The sequence below is a fragment of the Bradyrhizobium manausense genome (genome assembly GCF_018131105.1).
GTDB lineage: Bacteria > Pseudomonadota > Alphaproteobacteria > Rhizobiales > Xanthobacteraceae > Bradyrhizobium > Bradyrhizobium manausense_B.
Genome location: NZ_JAFCJI010000002.1, coordinates 390,744 through 406,412, shown reverse-complemented (window position 1 = coordinate 406,412; position 15,669 = coordinate 390,744). Strand labels below are relative to the sequence as shown.

11 protein-coding genes are annotated in these 15,669 nt (G+C 65.0%); 7 read left to right on the top strand and 4 right to left on the bottom strand.

The window, feature by feature from the left end:
- Window positions 1-43 precede the first annotated feature (43 nt).
- Both JQ631_RS22220 and JQ631_RS22215 read right to left on the bottom strand, forming a co-directional pair.
- Window positions 44-460 carry a hypothetical protein gene (locus JQ631_RS22220; protein WP_212329188.1) on the bottom strand — a complete coding sequence of 139 codons (417 nt, stop codon included), beginning with the start codon at window positions 458-460 and terminating at the stop codon, window positions 44-46.
- A 252-nt stretch (window positions 461-712) separates the two neighbouring features.
- Window positions 713-1,324 (bottom strand): TetR/AcrR family transcriptional regulator, encoded by a 612-nt coding sequence (locus JQ631_RS22215; protein ID WP_212329186.1) that lies wholly within the window; start codon window positions 1,322-1,324, stop codon window positions 713-715.
- Between the two features lie 131 nt (window positions 1,325-1,455).
- Here JQ631_RS22215 and JQ631_RS22210 point away from each other — a divergent pair, with 131 nt between their 5' ends.
- The 5 genes from JQ631_RS22210 to JQ631_RS22190 all read left to right on the top strand — a co-directional run bounded on the left by JQ631_RS22210 (window position 1,456) and on the right by JQ631_RS22190 (window position 10,144).
- Complete coding sequence (locus tag JQ631_RS22210) at window positions 1,456-2,685, top strand: cytochrome P450 (RefSeq protein ID WP_212329184.1); 1,230 nt, start codon at window positions 1,456-1,458, stop codon at window positions 2,683-2,685.
- Window positions 2,686-2,829: 144 nt separating this feature from the next.
- Complete coding sequence (locus JQ631_RS22205; RefSeq protein ID WP_212329182.1) at window positions 2,830-6,459, top strand: AsmA family protein; 3,630 nt, start codon at window positions 2,830-2,832, stop codon at window positions 6,457-6,459.
- 280 nt (window positions 6,460-6,739) lie between these two features.
- Window positions 6,740-7,864, top strand: coding sequence for a DUF2336 domain-containing protein (locus JQ631_RS22200; RefSeq protein WP_212329180.1), 1,125 nt, complete (start codon window positions 6,740-6,742; stop codon window positions 7,862-7,864).
- Between the two features lie 25 nt (window positions 7,865-7,889).
- Window positions 7,890-8,135, top strand: coding sequence for a hypothetical protein (locus tag JQ631_RS22195; protein ID WP_212329179.1), 246 nt, complete (start codon window positions 7,890-7,892; stop codon window positions 8,133-8,135).
- Between the two features lie 377 nt (window positions 8,136-8,512).
- Window positions 8,513-10,144, top strand: coding sequence for a di-heme-cytochrome C peroxidase (locus JQ631_RS22190; protein ID WP_212329177.1), 1,632 nt, complete (start codon window positions 8,513-8,515; stop codon window positions 10,142-10,144).
- Between the two features lie 35 nt (window positions 10,145-10,179).
- Here the strand turns inward: JQ631_RS22190 and JQ631_RS22185 are convergent, their stop codons facing one another.
- Window positions 10,180-11,019: a class I SAM-dependent methyltransferase gene (locus JQ631_RS22185; RefSeq protein WP_212329176.1), complete on the bottom strand. Its 840-nt coding sequence runs from the start codon at window positions 11,017-11,019 to the stop codon at window positions 10,180-10,182.
- A 159-nt stretch (window positions 11,020-11,178) separates the two neighbouring features.
- On the opposite strand from JQ631_RS22185, the gene JQ631_RS22180 reads away from it, so the two are divergent.
- Window positions 11,179-14,562 carry an AAA family ATPase gene (locus JQ631_RS22180; RefSeq protein ID WP_212329175.1) on the top strand — a complete coding sequence of 1,128 codons (3,384 nt, stop codon included), beginning with the start codon at window positions 11,179-11,181 and terminating at the stop codon, window positions 14,560-14,562.
- On the top strand, window positions 14,553-15,089 hold the full coding sequence (locus JQ631_RS22175) for a sterol desaturase family protein (protein WP_212329174.1): 537 nt from the start codon (window positions 14,553-14,555) through the stop codon (window positions 15,087-15,089). Before JQ631_RS22180 ends, JQ631_RS22175 begins: the two co-directional genes overlap by 10 nt.
- Window positions 15,090-15,120: 31 nt before the next feature.
- Here JQ631_RS22175 and JQ631_RS22170 read toward each other — a convergent pair whose 3' ends face one another.
- A complete protein-coding gene (locus JQ631_RS22170; RefSeq protein ID WP_212329172.1) occupies window positions 15,121-15,477 on the bottom strand; it encodes a hypothetical protein in 357 nt (118 codons plus the stop codon).
- Window positions 15,478-15,669 lie beyond the last annotated feature (192 nt).

Here is a 15,669-nt window from a genome sequence, read left to right as displayed (position 1 = left end):
GAGGGGTCAGCGTTCCGCGCTGACCCTGTCTTGCCGCTTCACATCACCAGTGATGGTGCCAGCGATGGTGATAGAAGTGCCGCCGCGGGAACGGAGCGCCATAGTAGGCGTAAGCTGGACGCACGACGCGGCGATAGCGGTAGCCGTAATAGGCCGGGGCATACCCACTGCTGTAGTAGGTCGTGGAGTAACCGCCCCACGGGTAGGGGTCGTAGCCGCCGCCGTAATACGCCGGCGCGTAACCGCCGTAGTAGCCGTAACCCGGGCCGTAGTAGCCGTAGCCTGGACCATACGCGTAAGCGGAAGAGGCCAGGCCGCCGAAGACGGCGCCTGCAATCAATCCGCCTGCCAGCGCCGGGCCGAAGCCGCCACGCCAGCGCGCTTCCGCAGGCGTGGGTGCTGCCACGGCGCTCACGCCGAGGGCGCCGACGGTTGCGAGAACCAGCGCAGTCTTGTTCATGTGCTTCCTCCTCGTTGGTGTTGTGATGTCGGGCCAACAGAAACAACGGGCAAAAGTTGCAAGCGCGCGTGGGGAGAGACTAAAGAGTCATGAAGATAAATGCGCGTTCATCTCGATGCCGCGCGTCTCCCGACAGCGGGCCTGTCGCTGATCGCGATGGTTGAAGTAATTGGTGCGTTCCGCTGTTCCGCGCACGCACGTTGCGTCGCGCCGTTCCCCGGACTGCGACGGTTTGGCACACGCGAAAAGGCTCTAGTTCGACGCCAATCCCGTCCTGCGCCGCAGATCCGTGATCGCACGCAGGAAGCTGTCGGCCGGTGTGGTCTCGGGATCGATCAGCCGGTGCAGGCGGAAGCCGTCTTCCAGCGCCAGCACGACGGAGGCCATCCAGGGCGGGTTCAGCGTCTCGCCCTTGGCGCTGTCCTTCAACGTCGCCTCGACGATGTCGGCGATCAGTTTGCGCCGCGCGCGCAGCCGCTTCGCGAGTTCTGGCCGGCGCTTCTCGGCGCGTGCGACGAACAGGATCATCTCGATATGCAGGAGCGGCGAGCGGGTGAGGGGATCCTGGCGGCCGCGATCCATCGCCTTCAAGGCCGCGATGAAATCGTCGAGATTTGTGTGCTGCGCCAGGATCTCCATATTGCGCCGGATCGACTGCTCGACGTGATCCTCGAGCATGGCGAAGATCAGTTCGTCCTTGCTCCCAAAGTTGGAATAGAACGCGCCGCGTGTGAAGCCGGCTTCCGCCGCGATCGCCTCGATGCTGGCGCCGCCGATGCCGTCCTGCTCGAACACGCGCGCAGCCGCCTCGAACAGCTTGTCGCGCGTGTCGTCCCTGGTCGGTCTGGTTCTCACCCTTGACATCGCGCCAGTTTAGGGCAGAATGCAACTCGATACAACAATGTATCGAGTTGATAATTCACAGGGATGGTTACGCCGGGCTCCGGGGCCGTGATCGGCGTATCGTGTCGTGCGGCAACCGATGTGAGGTCACCATGAACGAGCACATGCAACCCGCAGGCGGACCGCTGTTCAACCCGCTGGCGCCGGACTTCATCCGCAATCCCTATCCGCATTACGAACGGCTGCGCACGATCGATCCGATCCATGTGACGCCGTTCGGCCAGTTCGTCGCCAGCCGCCATGCCGACGTCAGCCTGGTGATGCGCGACAAGCGCTTCGGCAAGGATTTCGTCGAGCGCTCCAAGCGTCGCTATAGCCCCGAGATCATGAACGAGCCCGTGTTCCGCAGCATGAGCCATTGGATGCTGCAATCCGATCCGCCCGACCACACCCGCCTGCGCGGCCTCGTCGTGAAGGCCTTCACTGCGCGCCGCGTCGAGGACATGCGGCCGCGCATCCAGGAGATCGTCGACCAGACCATCGATGCCGTGATCGATCATGGCCACATGGACCTGATCGAGGATTTTGCTTTCCGTCTGCCTGTCACCATCATCTGCGAAATGCTCGGCATTCCCGAGGACCATCGCGAGGTGTTCTACAAGAGCTCGCGCGATGGCGGACGCCTGCTCGATCCGGTACCGATGTCGCCTGAGGAGATTGCGAAGGGCAACGCCGCCAACGTGATGGCGCAGATGTACTTCCAGCAGCTGTTCGAGCTGCGCCGTCGCAGTCCCGGGGACGACCTCATCACCCAGCTGGTGCAGGCCGAGGAGGACGGCAACAAGCTCACCAATGAGGAGCTGACGGCCAACATCATCCTGCTGTTCGGCGCCGGCCACGAGACGACGGTCAACCTGATCGGCAACGGCCTGTTGGCGCTCCATCGCAATCCGGACCAGCTCGCCCTCTTGAAGGCGCGGCCCGACCTGATCACCAACGCGATCGAGGAATTTCTGCGCTACGATTCGTCAGTACAGATGACGGGCCGCGTCACGCTGGAGGACATCGACGATCTCGGTGGCAAGCAGATCCCCAAGGGCGAGACCGTGCTTTGCCTGCTCGGCTCGGCCAATCACGACCCGGCAGTCTATCCCGACCACCCGGATAGGCTTGACATCGTGAGGCCGAACGTCCGGCCGCTGTCGTTCGGCGGCGGCATCCACTTCTGCCTGGGTGCCCAATTGGCCCGCATCGAGGCCGAGGTCGCCATCGCCACGCTATTGCGGCGGCTGCCGGATCTGCGCATCGACGACGTCGAAAACCCGGAATGGCGCTCGACCTTCGTGCTGCGGGGCCTGAAGCAGCTTCCGGCCAGCTGGTAAGCCCCGGGGCGCGTTAACCTCCGTGCGCAACAGTCGCTGTGACTTCGCCACACTTCCCCCTATATAAGGGCAGTTCCGGCGCGCCTGAAGCTTGGTTTTCAGCTTGGGTTTGACCCGGGTGCCGGCTTGGCCGAGGGGAGACCCGTGCAGACGACGCTGCTCGGATTGGCGATTGCCTTTATCTTAGCGCTGCTGGCCGCGCTGATCGGGCCTTACTTCATCGACTGGAACCAGTTCAGGCCCCAGTTCGAGGCGGAAGCGACCCGGATCATCGGCGTGCCCGTGCGCGTGGGGGGCGAGCTCGATGCGCGGCTCCTGCCGGCACCGAAGCTGCGGCTCCGCTCGGTCACCTTCGGCGGCAACAATGATCTCGGCCGACTGCGCGCCGACAAGCTCGATGTCGAGTTCAGCCTGAGCTCGCTGATGCGCGGTGAATGGCGTGCCACCGAGCTGACGGTCGGCGGAATGGCGGTGGATCTCGGCCTCGACGCCAGGGGCAAGGTCGATTTGCCGTCCACCGCGAGCGGCACCTTCAACCTCGCTTCCCTCGCCATCGAGCGGCTCAATCTCACCGGCCGCATCGCGCTTCACGATGCCGCCAGCCGCTCGACGCTGGAGCTCAACGACATCGTCTTCTCCGGCGACGTGCGCTCGCTCGCAGGTTCGGTAAGGGGTGATGGCAATTTCACCGCCAATGGAGTGCGTTATCCGTTCCGCGTCTCCTCGGGGCCGAGCCCCGACGGCAGTGCGACCCGTCTGCACCTCAATATCGATCCCGGTGATCGCGCCATCCTGGCCGATCTCGAAGGCATTCTCGCCTTCGACAACCGCCTGCCGAAATTCGACGGCGCGCTGACGCTGGCCGTGCCGCCGACGAAGAAGCCGGGCGAGGCGGGACCCGTGCCCTGGAAGCTCACGGCAAAACTCAAGGCCGATCCGGCCGGCGCCAAGTTCGATCAGGTCGACGCGAGCTTCGGCCCTGAGGACACCGCGCTGAAGGTCGGCGGCGTCGGCGACCTCAGGTTCGGCGCCTCGCCGCTGCTCCGCGCGGCGCTGTCGGCCCGGCAGGTCGATGCCGACAAGCTCTCCGGGCGAGACGATGCCGAGCCGCTGCGCATTCTGCCCGCCCTGCGCGCCGGTCTTGCCGCGATCCCGCAGGCGCCGATCCCGGCGCAGATCGAGTTCAACTCCGACCAGATCATGCTGGGTGGCCGCCCGCTCCAGAACATCACGACCGAGCTTCGGACCGACGGCCGGTCCTGGACCTTCCAGCGGCTCGAGCTGCGCGCACCCGGCATGACGCAGGTCTCGCTCAACGGCGCCACGCCCGGCGCTGACAGCTTTAGCGGCCGCCTCAGCGTCGAGTCGTCCGACCCCGATACGCTGGTTTCCTGGCTGCAGGGCCGCAGCGAAATCATCAGGCGCAGCACACGGCCGCTGCGTCTGGCCGGCGACGTGACGATCGCCGCCAACCATCTTGCCATCGACAAACTGAAAGCCGACATCGACGGTGGCACCGTCGAGGGCCGCATTGCCTTCGTGCAAACAGGCGCCAGCAAAGGCTCTCGCATCGATGCCGATCTCAAGGCCGACCGCCTCGACCTCGATGCGGCCGCGAGCTTTGTCCGAGCGCTCGCCGGGCCTCAGGGCGAATGGCCCGAGGAAGCAAAGCTCTCGCTCGACGTCGGCCGGGCGATCTCGGCCGGCCAGGAGCTGCAACGGTTTTCGGCCGGACTCACCTACGATCCGAAGAGCGTCGCTCTCGACCGCCTGAAGTTCGATCAGGCAGGAGGCGTCTCCGTCGATGGCGGCGGAAATCTCGATCGGGTCAATTCGCAGGGGCGGTTCGTGCTGGACATGACGGCCGCTTCGCTGCGGCCGATGGCCTCCGTCGTCGAAACGCTTTCACCCGCATGGGCCCAGCGTCTTCAGGCGATCGATTCCGCCTCGGGGTCTTCCACCGCAAGTCTGGTGCTCGATCTCAGTGCTGACAAGAAAGGTGACGGTGGCCGCCGCTCGGCCACGGCCCAGCTCGACTTCGCGACGCCGCAAGTGACAGGACATCTTCAGGCGGCCGCTGCGCCGCCGCTGTCCGACCTTCGCGGTCTTGACCTCGGCGCCCTCTCGCGCAACGAGTTCACGGTCGACGGGCGAATGTCGTCGCAGCGCGGCAGCACCTTGCTCGCTCTGTTCGGTCTGGATCGCGCGGTTGCCGCGGGTGAGGGCACTTCCCGCTTCGAAGGCCGTTTGAGCGGCTCGTGGCGCAAGCCGATGCAATTGAACGCTAAGCTCAGTGGCGGCGGGCTGGATGCGGATGCGCAAGGCAGCGTCGATTTCTCGGAGCCGAAGGGCAGCGTGAACCTGCGCGTGCGCAACGCCAATCTGGGACCGCTGTTCGGAACCAGCCCGACCGACAAATCGGCGCAGAGCGTGAGCCTGTCCTCGCGCGTCGGGCTGTCAGGAAATCGCCTGACCTTCGATGATCTCGACAGCACTGCTGCGGGCTCGCACCTGCGCGGCCATCTCGCCATGACGATCGATCAGGAGAAGAGCGTTGAGGGCGAAGTCGGGCTCGACACGCTCGACCTGATGCCGGCGCTCGCGCTTGCCATTGGCGCGGCCGGACGCGACAGCGGCGAGGCACTGAATGCGGGTCTCGTCAGTGGCTGGCACGGCCGCGTCGCGTTCCAGGCGTTGCGCGGCAGCCTGCCCAGCGGAATCGAGCTGCGTCCGTTCAGCGGCACGCTGAAGAGCGACGGCCAGTCGCTCGCGCTCGACGCGCTCAAGGGTGGCCTCGGTGGCGGCGAGATGACCGCAAGCCTCGATGCGCGCAACGGCCCCAACGGTGTGGCGCTGAACGCGCATCTCGATCTCGCGAACGTCGATGCGGCGTCGCTGCGTTACCGCAATCTGGCTCTGCCCAAGGGACGCGCCTCGGTGCAGATGACGCTGACCAGCCAGGGCCGCAGCGTTTCGGCGCTGACCGGCGCACTCGCCGGTAACGGCACGGTGACGCTGGACTCGGCCGAGATCAGCGGCCTCAATCCGCGCGCCTTCGAGATCGCGATCCGCGCCAGCGACGGCGGGCAGGTGAGCGATGACAACCGATTGCGCCAGCTCGTCGAGCCTGCACTATCCGCGGCTCCCATTACTGTGGCTTCGGCGCAGATCCCGTTCACGATCCGCGACGGTCGTCTGCGCGTCGGCGCGACACCGCTCGAAGCCAAGAACGCCCGCGCCATCGTGTCCGGCGGTTACGACATTCCCGCGGATCAGGCCGACATCCGCGCCAGCCTGACGCCGATCATGAACGGCCTCTCCGGCGCGCCGCCGGAGATCCAGCTGTTTGCCGCGGGTCCCCCCGACAAGCTCAGCCGGACCGTCGATCTCACGCCGCTGTCGTCGTGGCTTGCGGTGCGCACGATCGATCGCGAGACGCGCCGGCTCGATGCAATCGAGCGCGGCGAGCCGCCGCCGGCGACCGCCGCGCTGCCGACGCTGGTCTCGCCCGAGCCCGCACCCGAGCCGTCGCTGACCGACGTGCCGATGCCCGGCCGTGATCCGCGTCGCGCACCGCCGAAGGCGAAGGTCGAGCCCAAGGCGGCACCGACGCCGAAGCCGCCGCTTGCCGCGCCGGCCGTGCCGAGCCCGCCGCTGGCAAGCCAGCAGGTCGCGCCGCTGCCACCGCCGATCGACGTGAGACCCGCCCCCAGCCCGCCGCCCGCAAGGCCCCGGCCGAAGCCGCCACTGGTCCTGACGCCGCAGAATCCGTAGATCGTCTCCGTCATGCCCGGGCTTGTCCCGGGCATCCACGTTCTTTCGTGCCGTGCTGCGAGACGTGGATGGCCGGAACAAATCCGGCCATGACGACGCGTCAAACGCGCGCCTTACGCGCTGGTAACCACATTCGCGCGCATTTGAATGAAATTTCGTCAGCAAAACTGATGTGACGGTTTTACCGGATTATCGCGTTTGTTCCCTAGTCTCGTTCCCAGAGGAATTCGGAGTCCTGCCGGCACGAGCAGGATGGCTGCCAAGAATTGGGGTTAGCGAGATGGACGGGGCGAATACGCTTCTACAGGATCTGGACGACGCAATCGCGCGTGGCACCGACGAGAGCCGGGCGAAGGCGTTGTGGCATGCGACGGATCTTTTGATTACCGGCCGCTACGTCGACGACGACATCAGCACGTTCGGCGAAGTCATCGGACGGCTTGCCGACGAGATCGAAGTTGCCGCGCGAGCGCAGCTCTCCGAATTGATGGCGGTTTGCGACCATGCTCCGCTCAATGTCATCGAGAAGCTTGCTCTGGACGATGAGATCGCGGTCGCCGGCCCCGTGCTGCGCGACTCGAGCCGGATCGACGAAAAGCTGCTGGTCGAGAGCGCCATGACCAAGGGCCAGGAGCATCTGCTCGCGATCTCGCAACGTGAATCGATCGGCGAGGCCGTGACCGACGTCCTCGTCAAGCGTGGTAACCAGGAGGTTGTCACCTCGGTCGCCAAGAACGAGGGCGCGCGCTTTTCCGGCTCCGGCCTGCTGCATATGGTCCGTCGCGCCGAGGGCGACTCGATCCTTGCCGAGCAGCTCGGCCTGCGCAAGGACGTGCCGCGCCACATCTTCCAGCAGTTGATCTCCAAGGCATCGGAAGACGTCCGCCGCCGGCTCGAGACCGAGCGTCCCGAGATGATGTCGCAGATCCAGAGTTCTGTGACCGAGGTCACCGGCGATTTGCAGTCGAAGTTCGGCCCGTCCTCGCGCAGCTATTTCGTGGCCAAGCGCGTGGTGACGACGCAGTACCGGCAGGGCAACCTCAACCAGGTCTCGATCTCGAACTATGCACGCCAGCACCGTTTCGACGAGGTCCAGATCGGTCTGTCGCTGCTGTCGTCGCTGCCGGTCGACGTGATCGAGCGCGCGCTGATGGACCGCAACCGCGAGATGATCCTCGTACTCTGCAAGGCGCTCGACTTCGGCTGGGACACGACGATGTCGCTGTTGTTCCTCGGCGCCAAGGATCATCTGATCACGGCCCGCGAGCTCCACGACAACGAACGTGATTTCGGCCGGCTCAAGATCGAGACGTCACGCAGCATTTTGAAGTTCTACCAGTCGCGCAAGAACAGCGCCGGCGCCGATCCGGTCACGGGTCGTCAGCCTGAGCTCCAGGTTCACTGAACGGGACATCGAGGGAGTATTTGCAATGTTGCCTCAGTTCGGCACCGCAGTTCGCAAGAACAAGAGCCTCACCAATAGCCTCGTCGCCGAGACGGGCGGTGGTGCTCCTGAGAAAGCCACGGTCGACGCCGCATGGCTCGTGCTGGAAGCCGCCAACGACCTCGGCGACCACGCCGCGATCGAAGCCTGCCGCCGCGTCATCGATGCCGAGCTGAACGGCACGGTGCCGCGCAGCGCGGATATCGATCTCGTGCTGGGGTATTTCCGGTAACGGGACTAAAGCTGCCCGCAGGATGGTACCCGTCCTGCGAACTGACGCAGCCGGCCTCACCGCGCCTCCCGGCAGCGCGTCCTAATGTCCCACCTCTACCTTTGCGCTTATATCCGACATGATGTAGCCTCCGCTTGCGATCGCCGAAAGGCGGTCGCGGACAATGAGGTTCGGAGCGGTCGCGATGGGGCGGCGTGGCTTCCTTGTTGATGATTTGGCGCGAGCGCGCAGGCGCTCCGAGTGCCGTTTTTTGCATGACAATTTCTGGAAGGCCTCCGGTGCTCCACGCTGCGCATCGCTGGCGCACGATTGCTGATTGCCAAGTAGCGACGGCACTGACGCCGTCATGATTGAGAGCTTCACAATGATTGGAGCTGATGATGAAATTTGATGTACGCGTCGTGTTGATTGCCTTCGCGGCCCTGCTCGGTGCTCTCATTTTTGCCGCGGCCGAAGACAAGCCGCCGTCGGACAATCCCGTGCATTTGTCGCAGGGCTGGACCGCCGACACGGCCGATCGCTGGCATTTCATCTCGCAGGGAACGGCGATCTTCCCCTACGAATGGTTTCTCTCGCTCGAGCAGCCGGGTCAGCAGCCCGGACAAACCGAACTGATCCGCGCGCCGCAGAATTTGCAGCGGCTGGGCTTCCTCGCCGAGCCTGCAAATGCGACCAATCCGGACGGTCTTCCCGTTGGCCTTTACAAGACGCCGGTTGATTTTCCCGAGGGCAAGCATGCGTGCTGGAAGGGCAACTGGCTCGGATTGGGCTGCGCGGGTTGTCACACCGGGCAACTCAATTACCGCGGCCAGCAGATTCGCATCGAGGGCGGATCGTCCCATCTCGATATCGGTGGCCTGACCGCCCAACTCTTCGGGGCTCTCCAGGCGTTCAACAACGACCCGCAGGCGCTGGCGCGGTTCGTGGCACGTGTGCAGCGTCCGCTCCCGGAAGTGGGAGCGGCGTTGGGGTGTTTTGCTGCATTCCCATCGTTTCCGCCGGATCCGCGGAACCCCGAGACATCAGCGGGGGCCGGCAGATTGGACGCGCACGGGGAGGGGCTGAACCAGCTGCTGGCCTATCCGATGAATGAAGCCAGGAATTATGCGCCTCGGACCGCGCCGGTGAAATATCCGCCGCTGTGGGATACGCCGCGGTTCAGCTGGGTGCTGTACAATGCCTCCATCCGCCAGCCCCTGACGCGCAACCTGATCGAGGCGCTCGGCGTCCAGGCGCCGATCAAGCACGACGCCACGATGATCACGGACCAGGTGACGCATGCGGTCCAGATGGACAACGTGGTCTGGGGACAGCGCACGTTGATGGATCTGCGCGCGCCGCGCTGGCCGGACAAGATCTTCGATGCGCCCGACGCGAAGCTGGTGGCAGTCGGCGCGTCGCTGTACGCAAAGGCGTGCGCGAACTGCCACGATCCCGTTCCCGCGGCAGGGGCTCAAGGAGCCTGTGACGAGATTCAGATCCGGACGTTCGATCTCAAGGAGATCGGCACCGATCCTGCGCAGGCAACGACGTTCGCCGAGCGCAGGGTCACGCTGTCGAAGATCGGTGGAGCGGACGATGTTGCCAACTACGAGGCCGCACGGATGGTCACGGGCAAGGTCGCCGATCAATGGATCGCCAAATCCGGGGACAACGCGGCGGCTGCTGCGGCGATCAATTGCGGACGCCCCAACGAGTACCGCGGAGAGCTCAAATACCGTGCACGGCCCCTCAACGGCGTCTGGGCGATGGCGCCCTATCTGCACAACGGCTCCGTCCCGTCGCTCCATGATCTCCTGCTTCCGCCGGCGCAGCGGCCCAGGACATTCTTTGTCGGCAATTGGGAGTTCGATCCGGTCAAGGTCGGATATGCGATGGCAAGCGAGACCCCTGGCGCGTTCAAATTCGACACCACCGTGCGGGGCAACTCGAACGCCGGACACACTTATGGAACGGATTTGAGCGAGGACGATCGAAAGGCGTTGATCGAATATCTCAAGACGCTGTGAAGTGGTCGCTCAGTCCTTGCGCGCAGTCCTCGCGGTCAGTCCTTACGGCAGGTGAAGCAATAATAGGGGCAGCTTCCGTCGGCGAAGGACGCATGCAGCTGCGTGCCCGGAATGCCCGCGAATTCGTGCGACACGCCAAGCAGTACCCGCGGCACGATCTCGTCCGCCAGCGCCGTTCGCCGTGCGCCGTCGAGCTCCAGCGCGCGCGCCACATTGGCGGTGATGTCGTCCTCGCAGACGAGGCGCAGGCGCGACTTGGCCAGCGACTGGCGCGGATACACGTCCTTTGAGCGGTCTTCGAAACAGGCCATCAGGAAAGCGCCGCCTGGCCTCAGCACGCGGTGGACTTCGTCGAGAAAGCGTCCCATATCGCCGTAATGCTGGGCGCTCTCGATGTTGACCACGACGTCGAAGCTCTCGTCCGCAAATGGCAGGCTGAGCGCATTGCCGACCCGGAACGCCAAATTGTCCTGACCGGCATAGCGCGCCTTGTTGAAGCGGATCGCCGGCTTGCAGATGTCGAGCCCGGTGTAGCTCCGCGGATGGAGATAGCGCGTGATGTAGGACGCGCCGCCGCCGCGGCCGCATCCGACCTCCAGCACATCCTTCCCTTCGATCGCGGCTCCCGAGACCGCGTGGTGATAGAGCTGGATCGCGTAGCGATCGGGCTCGTCGGCGGCTTGCAGGGCGACCTGCTCACCGTTCAGCGAGGCATAGCCGTAATTGAGGAATCGGATGGCGGCATCCCGGTCGAGATTGCTCAGCAGGGCGTACCAGGCGTTGGTGAAAAGGTGGCGCGCGGCGCGCGAATAAAACAGTTTTACGACGGCCTGATGGATCGGGTTTGCCGCTGTCGGATACGGATCCTGCTTCACGGATGAATACTCTCACGCGAAAATGGGGAACGCTTCCACCATCAAGCATGGTCCAAGGGTCTCAATGCGTCAACAATGCCGACGCTTGCCTGCCACGATTGACTTCAATCCGATGGGGCATATACTTTAGGTTTAGTACAATAATGCTGGACCCGCGTGATGACTGGGCAGGTTGCTGCTTGGTTGGAGAAGGTCGGCCTGCCGCAATACCTGAAGTCCTTTTCTGACCACGGCATCGATTTCGATATTCTTTCCGAGATAACGGATCGCGATCTCGCGACCATGGGCGTCGTGCTCGGGCACCGGCGCAGGCTGTTGCGTTCCATTGCCGAGCTGGACGTTCCGAAGGCGCGTCTCGTCGCACCGCAGGCGGACGCGAGCGCCGAGCGGCGTCAGCTCACGATCATGTTCTGCGATCTCGTCGGCTCAACCGCGCTGTCGCAGCAGTTCGATCCCGAGGAGATGCGCGAGATCCTGCAAGCCTATCGCGAGGCCGCGACTGCGGTGATCGCGAGCTATGACGGCATCGTCTCGCGTCTGGTGGGCGACGGCATCCTGTCGTATTTCGGCTATCCCTCCGCGCACGAGGACGATGCCGAGCGCGCCGTCCGCGCCGGGCTCGAGATCACCGCAGCGGTCCAGGCCATCGACGTGCAGCCGGGCTTGCGGCTGGAGGTGCGGATCGGCATCGCGACCGGGCTCGTCGTCGTCGGCGATCTCATCGCAAAGGGCGCCTCGAGCCGGCTCGAGGTGATCGGCGAGACGCCAAACCTCGCGGCGCGGATGCAGGCTTTCGCCGATCCCGGCTCGGTCATCGTCGCGGCCTCGACGCGCCGGCTGCTCGGCAGTCTGTTTCAGCTGCGCGAACTCGGCACGCGCGAGATCAAGGGATTCAGCGAGCCGGTCGAGGTCTGGGCCGTGGAGCGCCCGTCGCCGCTCGCGAGCCGCTTCGAAGCCTATCGCTCCGCGGGACTCGCGGGCTTTGTCGGCCGCGAGCACGAGCTCGAGCGTCTCGCCGAGTGCAAGCAGCGGGCCTGGCGCGGCCAGGGCCAGGTCGTGCTGATCTCGGGCGAGCCCGGCATCGGCAAGTCGCGGCTGGCCGAGCATTTCCTCACCGAGCAGATCAGCGCCGAGCCGCACATCCGCTTGCGCTACCAGTGCTCGCCGCATCATCGCGCCAGCGCACTCTATCCCGTCATCACGCAGCTCCAGCGTGCGGCAAAGATCAGTGTCGGCGACGGCAACGCGCCACGGCTGCGCAAGCTCGAAGCGCTGCTCGGGCACAGCGACCTGAAGACGCCGACGCTGGTGCCGCTGTTTGCGGATCTGCTGTCGATCGCGACCGACGGCCGCTATCCGCCGCTCGACTGGACGCCGCAGCAGCTGCGGCGCAACACGCTGGCTGCGCTGATCCAGCGCTTGCAGCGCCTGTGCGCCGAGGCGCCGGTGGTTTGCATCGTCGAGGATCTGCATTGGGTGGATGCGACTTCGCTCGAACTGCTCGGGCTTGCGGTCAGGCTTGCCGACCAGCTGCGCCTGCTGCTCGTTCTGACGTTTCGCAACGAATTCACGCTGCCATGGATGGGCCCGGCGAACCTGACGACCCTCCAGCTGGGACGGCTCAAGGAGACCGACGTCCAGCGCATGATCGCGGACGTGATCGGAAGCCGCGCGGTCCCGTCGGAGCTGGTCGCGCAGATCGCGTCGCGGACCGACGGCATCCCGCTGTTCGTCGAGGAGCTGACGCGCACGGTGCTCGAGATGGGCGTCCTCGAAAAGGGCGCCGGCGGCCGCTACCGGATCGCCGGCAGCCTGCCGCGCCTGTCGATCCCCACCACGCTGCAGGATTCACTGATGGCGCGGCTCGACCGGCTCGGACCGGCGAAGGAGGTCGCACAGATCTGCGCCGTCCTCGGCCGCGAATTCTCCGACGGGCTGCTCCGTGCGATCTCTGACAAGGACGATGCCGAGATCGACGCGAGGCTCGCGCAGCTCGAAGGCGCCGAATTGATTTTCCGCAACAGGTCCGCGCCTGAAGGCGTCTATACATTCAAGCACGCGCTGGTGCAGGATACCGCCTATGAGAGCCTGCTCAAGAGCAGCCGTCGGCGTTTGCACGAGCGGATCGCAGCCGTGCTTCAGGAGAAATTCCCCGAGGCCGTCGCGACAGCTCCCGAAATCGCCGCGCATCATCTGACGCAGGCCGGTCTCGTCGACGATGCCGTCGAGTGGTGGGGCAAGGCCGGCGACCGGTCCTTGCGCAGTTCGGCCTATCCCGAGGCGATCGCGCATCTGACCAAGGCCATTGGCCTTGCGGAGGGCTTGAGCGAGAGCCCGGCGGGGCAGAGCCGCCGGCTGCAATTGCAGGTCGCCTACGGCAATGCGCTGATCGCAACGCGCGGCTATGGCGCGCCGGAGACGTCGGTCGCGTTCGCGCGTGCGCGCGAGCTTGCCTCCGGGCTCAAGGGCGCACCCGAACGGTTCGCCGCCACCTACGGCCTGTGGGTCGGAAGCCTGGTTCGCAGCGAGCTCGGATCGATGCAGGAGCTGGCGCAGGCGTTCCTCGACGATACTGCCGACCGGCCCGACGCGCCGGAGGCGGGAATCGCCCACCGCGTTTGCGGCATGACCCGCTGGTTCGAGGGCAATTTCGTCGATGCCAGGCAGCATCTGGAGCAGTCGCTCACGATCTACCGCGACGAGCACGATCGCAATCTCGCGTTCCTCTATGGCCACGACTACGGGATCGCGGCCGCCATTTACCTCGCGCTGGTGCTGTGGCCGCTCGGCGAAGTCGATCGTGCCGAGCAGTTGGCGCAGGAGTCGATCCGCCGCGCCACCGACAGCGGCCATATCGCGACGATGGTCTACGCGCATTTCCACAAGATCGTGCTCGAAGCGGTGCGCGGCAATCCCGAAGGCGCACGGCCCCATGTCGATGCAGTGATCGAGCTCAGCCGCGAGCACGGTCTTCTGCTCTACACGCGGGCCGGCAAATTCTGGAACGGCTGGATCCGCTGCCGTCTCGGCGAGCGGGCCGCCGGGCTCAAGGAGATGGAGGATTCCATCGCGCTGCCGCTGGTCGGGAAGATGGCGACCGGGCTCTACGTGCCGCTGACCTGGACGCTGCTGGCGGAAGCAAAGGCTGGCGAGGGACTCTTCGACGAGGCGCTCGCGATCCTCGACGAGCAGCTCGTCGAAGTGGAGCGGACGGGGCAGGAATGGTTCACCCCGGAGATCCATCGCTGGCGCGGCGAGCTGATGCTGCGCAAGGACCCGATCGATATCGTCGCGGCGGAGACGGCTTTCTCCCAGGCCATCGAGACCGCGCGAACCCAGCAGACCGCGACGTACGAGTTGCGAGCCGCCCTCTCGCTGGCCAGGCTGTACCAGGCGAGCGGCACGGATGCGCAAGCGCGGAGCGTGCTCGGTCCGGCGATCGAAAAATTCACCAACGCACAGGAGTTGCCGGAGATTGTCGAAGCACGGGCGGCCATGGAGCGTTCCAGCAAGACAAGCCCGTGCGCAAATCCATGCGACTGAAAAAGTTCTTGTACTTTGCCGATTTCGTATTCTATCCCCTCGCAAGTGCCGCGCTGGTCGCGGTCGCGTTGCTGCTGAAGGAGCCGCTGCGCTGGGACGAGGCGGCGATCGGCTTTGCCTGCGGACTGCTGCTCTGGAGCCTCGCCGAATACGTCATCCATCGCTTTGCCCTGCATGGTCCGGCCTATCTCGCCGCCCTGCATGACATGCACCATTCCGATCCGCGGGCGCTGGTCGGCTCGCCGCTCTGGCTGAGCCTGGGCTCGATCTGTCTGGGATCGCTGCTGCCGGTGTGGCTGCTCGTCGGATTCGGCAGCGCCTGCACCGTCACGGCGGGACTGATGCTGGGCTACATCTATTTCGGTGCGCTTCACCACGTCATTCACCATCATCGCCTGAAGCGCGGCGGCTATCTCTGGCGTTTGAAGCGCCGCCATACCCGCCATCACTACGGCAAGCGGCCGTGCAATTTCGGCGTGGTCACCAGCATGTGGGATCGCGTGTTCGGAACGTATTGTTCCGAATAGGGGGCGTCCTGGTTGACGCGCGGCCGGACGATCAGCCGCAATTCCAGATCGCGCCGATTGGCGTCCGCGTCCAGCACGGACCGAAGCTGCCGCCATTGTAGCGGGACCCACCGAAGCCGGGCCGGCCGAAATAGTGCCATTCGCCGTCGAAGTAGCGGTAATAGCTCGGCACGGGATCGATATACCAGGGGCGCTGATTTTCACGCGCGTAACGCCGAAATCCGTTCTTCTGCTTGTAAATCGGCTGGCTGTTGCTCAGCGGCTGCCGATAACCCGGCAGGAAGCCGTAGCCGCGCCAGACCTGCTTTTTGTGGATTGGCGCAGCCGGGGCGGTGACCGGCAGCAGCGACAGAAGGGCAGCGACAAATAGACACAGGAAGCGCGACATGATCCGACCATAGAGAGTCGATCGGGGGAAAGCCATTCAAATCCGAGCGGGTTTTGCAGCTCGGTTCGAGCATGGCGGCATGAGACCGTGGAAGCTACAAATCGGGACATCCCGGTTCGATGAAAGGTGCCTCATGGTTGAACGTCCCGACAGTCACGCAAGCGCTCCGCAAGCCGGATTCGCGGGCGTCAC

What these genes read in the sequence shown, in the direction of transcription:
- JQ631_RS22220 (WP_212329188.1), bottom strand. Translation starts at nt 460, where the DNA reads ATGAACAAGACTGCGCTGGTTCTCGCAACCGTCGGCGCCCTCGGCGTG.
- JQ631_RS22215 (WP_212329186.1), bottom strand. Translation starts at nt 1,324, where the DNA reads ATGTCAAGGGTGAGAACCAGACCGACCAGGGACGACACGCGCGACAAG.
- JQ631_RS22210 (WP_212329184.1), top strand. Translation starts at nt 1,456, where the DNA reads ATGAACGAGCACATGCAACCCGCAGGCGGACCGCTGTTCAACCCGCTG.
- JQ631_RS22200 (WP_212329180.1), top strand. Translation starts at nt 6,740, where the DNA reads ATGGACGGGGCGAATACGCTTCTACAGGATCTGGACGACGCAATCGCG.
- JQ631_RS22195 (WP_212329179.1), top strand. Translation starts at nt 7,890, where the DNA reads ATGTTGCCTCAGTTCGGCACCGCAGTTCGCAAGAACAAGAGCCTCACC.
- JQ631_RS22190 (WP_212329177.1), top strand. Translation starts at nt 8,513, where the DNA reads ATGATGAAATTTGATGTACGCGTCGTGTTGATTGCCTTCGCGGCCCTG.
- JQ631_RS22180 (WP_212329175.1), top strand. Translation starts at nt 11,179, where the DNA reads ATGACTGGGCAGGTTGCTGCTTGGTTGGAGAAGGTCGGCCTGCCGCAA.
- JQ631_RS22175 (WP_212329174.1), top strand. Translation starts at nt 14,553, where the DNA reads ATGCGACTGAAAAAGTTCTTGTACTTTGCCGATTTCGTATTCTATCCC.
- JQ631_RS22170 (WP_212329172.1), bottom strand. Translation starts at nt 15,477, where the DNA reads ATGTCGCGCTTCCTGTGTCTATTTGTCGCTGCCCTTCTGTCGCTGCTG.